This is a genomic window from Parabacteroides sp. An277, from assembly GCF_002159645.1.
GTDB lineage: Bacteria > Bacteroidota > Bacteroidia > Bacteroidales > Tannerellaceae > Parabacteroides.
This window is the reverse complement of record NZ_NFJB01000075.1, coordinates 1-3,255: the sequence shown is the minus strand read 5'-3', so window position 1 is coordinate 3,255 and position 3,255 is coordinate 1. Positions and strand designations below refer to the sequence as shown.

The window sequence follows — 3,255 nt, the reverse complement described above, 5'->3', positions numbered from 1 at the left end:
CCAAAACGGCGGCTACCTACTCTCCCACTGTTACGCAGTACCATCGGCGTGACGGGGCTTAACTTCTCTGTTCGGAATGGGAAGAGGTGGATCCCCCATGCTATAACCACCTTAATTTCTTTTCTTATCCTCGACCTTGCGCACGACCAAAAAAACTTCGCTTCGCCTTTCTTAGCTTGGACTAGCAACCCTTCCGGTTTCGGAAAGTCTCGGGCTATTAGTACTGCTCGGCTACGCCATCACTGACCTTACACCTGCAGCCTATCTACGTCATCGTCTTTGACGACCCTCTGTGGAAATCTCATCTTGGGGTGGGCTTCGTGCTTAGATGCTTTCAGCACTTATCCCTTCCAGACTTAGATACCCGGCCGTGCACCTGGCGGTACAACCGGTTCACCAGCGGTCTGTCCAACACGGTCCTCTCGTACTAGTGACAGATCCCCGCAAATTTCCTACGCCCACGATAGATAGAGACCGAACTGTCTCACGACGTTCTGAACCCAGCTCGCGTGCCACTTTAATGGGCGAACAGCCCAACCCTTGGGACCTTCTCCAGCCCCAGGATGTGACGAGCCGACATCGAGGTGCCAAACCCCTCCGTCGATATGAGCTCTTGGGAGGGATCAGCCTGTTATCCCCGGAGTACCTTTTATCCTTTGAGCGATGGCCCTTCCATGCGGAACCACCGGATCACTATGCTCTAGTTTCCTACCTGATCGAGTTGTCTCTCTCCCAGTCAAGCGCCCTTTTGCCATTACACTCTGCGACCGGTTACCAATCGGTCTGAGGGCACCTTTAGAAGCCTCCGTTACGCTTTTGGAGGCGACCACCCCAGTCAAACTACCCACCATACAGTGTCCCCGCTTACCGCGGGTTAGAACTCAAACAACAAAAGGGCCGTATTTCAACGGCGGCTCCACTAATACTGGCGTACCAGCTTCTTTGCCTCCGGCCTATCCTACACATCCGTTGCCCAAATTCAATGTAAAGCTATAGTAAAGGTTCACGGGGTCTTTTCGTCCCATCGCGGGTAATCGGCATCTTCACCGATACTACAATTTCACCGAGCTCACGGTTGAGACAGTGCCCAGATCGTTACACCATTCGTGCAGGTCGGAACTTACCCGACAAGGAATTTCGCTACCTTAGGACCGTTATAGTTACGGCCGCCGTTTACTGGGGCTTCAATTCAATCCTTCGAGTCACCTCTAAGACCTCCTCTTAACCTTCCAGCACCGGGCAGGTGTCAGGCTGTATACTTCATCTTGCTATTTCGCACAGCCATGTGTTTTTGTTAAACAGTCGCCTGGGCCTATTCTCTGCGGCTCCGCTTGAGCGGAGCGTCCTTTATCCCGAAGTTACAGGACCATTTTGCCTAGTTCCTTAACCGTGAATCACTCGAGCGCCTCAGTATTCTCAACCCAACTACGTGTGTCCGTTTTAGTACGGGTGATTGCAGCATATGCTTAGCGGTTTTTCTCGGGAGCTTGATTACATCCTTTTTGCCTTGTGCATGCACGCGGCATACTATCAGGTTCCGCTCTCAGGGTGGATTTGCCTGCCCCGATCTTCGCGTACACCCTTCAACCGGCTATTCCGTCAGCCGGCCGGATTGTCACTTCTCCGTCCCCACATCGCTCCTGCAATCAGTAACGGAATATTAACCGTTTCTTCCATCTGCTTCGCCTTTCGGCTTATCATTAGGCCCCGACTTACCCTGATCCGATTAACGTTGATCAGGAAACCTTAGTCTTTCGGCGAGGAGGTTTCTCACCTCCTTTATCGTTACTTATACCTACATTTGCTTTTCCAAATGCTCCAACAGAGGTCAACCTCCATCTTCGACGCTTTTGGAATGCTCCCCTACCATCCTCTTACAAGGATCCACTGCTTCGGTAAATGCTTTATGCCCGATTATTATCCATGCCCGATCCCTCGACTAGTGAGCTGTTACGCACTCTTTAAATGAATGGCTGCTTCCAAGCCAACATCCTAGCTGTCTTTGCGATCAGACTTCGTTTTCTCAACTTAAGCATTATTTCGGGACCTTAGCAGGTGGTCTGGATTCTTCTCCTCTCGGACATGGACCTTAGCACCCATGCCCTCACTCCCGGTTCTTCTATTGTACGCATTCGGAGTTTGTCTGGACTTGATAGGCGGTGAAGCCCTCGCATCCAATCAGTCGCTCTACCTCATACAATATAACACCGAGGCTGCACCTAAATGCATTTCGGGGAGTACGAGCTATCTCCAAGTTTGATTAGCCTTTCACCCCTACCCTCATCTCATTGGAACACTTTTCAACGTATATCCATCCGGACCTCCAGTTGGTGTTACCCAACCTTCATCCTGGACAAGGGTAGATCACTTGGTTTCGCGTCTACCGCACCTGACTTGACGCCCTCTTCAGACTCGCTTTCGCTTCGGCTCCGTGAGTCTCCTCACTTAACCTTGCCAAACACGGTAACTCGTAGGTTCATTATGCAAAAGGCACGCCGTCACACCTTCCGGTGCTCCGACCGCTTGTAGGCAGACGGGTTCAGGGTCTTTTTCACTCCCCTGTTCGGGGTTCTTTTCACCTTTCCCTCACGGTACTGGTTCGCTATCGGTCTCTCGGGAGTATTTAGCCTTACGGGATGGGCCCCGCTGGTTCGCGCAGGATTTCTCGTGTCCCGCGTTACTCAGGATCCCACTAGGCTTCCGACTCAATTCGCTTACGGGGCTTTCACCCTCTCTGGCCGCCTGTTCCAAGGCCTTCTGCTTTAAGTCTTCTTGCCATCTCGTGGTCCTTCTACCCCGATGGCGCCGAAACACCATCGGTTTGGGCTCTTCCGCGTTCGCTCGCCACTACTTGCGGAATCACTTTTGTTTTCTTCTCCTACGGGTACTTAGATGTTTCAGTTCCCCGCGTTCGCTTCCCTATGCCGGGATGACAGGCCTCCTGCCTGCCGGGTTGCCCCATTCGGATATCCGGGGATCAAGGGTTATTTGCACCTACCCCCGGCTTTTCGCAGCTTATCACGTCCTTCTTCGCCTCCGAGAGCCTAGGCATCCACCGTCTGCCCTTACTTACTTTCTTCTTCCTGGCACTTCGTGCCGGATTGATAGTCCTTCAGCTTCTTGCTCTACTCGTTTTTTTTGTCGTGCAACATGTCAAAGATCTTTTTTCGTGGAGAATAACGGATTCGAACCGTTGACCCTCTGCTTGCAAAGCAGATGCTCTAGCCAGCTGAGCTAATCCCCCTTCCTTCAGCG

1 tRNA gene and 2 rRNA genes are annotated in these 3,255 nt (G+C 52.1%); all 3 read right to left on the bottom strand.

Annotated elements, in window-relative coordinates:
• Positions 1-3: 3 nt before the first annotated feature.
• Positions 4-114 (bottom strand): 5S ribosomal RNA (gene rrf / locus B5F77_RS15295).
• A gap of 84 nt (positions 115-198) precedes the next feature.
• Positions 199-3,079, bottom strand: a 23S ribosomal RNA gene (locus B5F77_RS15290).
• Between the two features lie 91 nt (positions 3,080-3,170).
• Positions 3,171-3,244 (bottom strand) — tRNA-Ala (locus tag B5F77_RS15285).
• Positions 3,245-3,255: the final 11 nt, after the last annotated feature.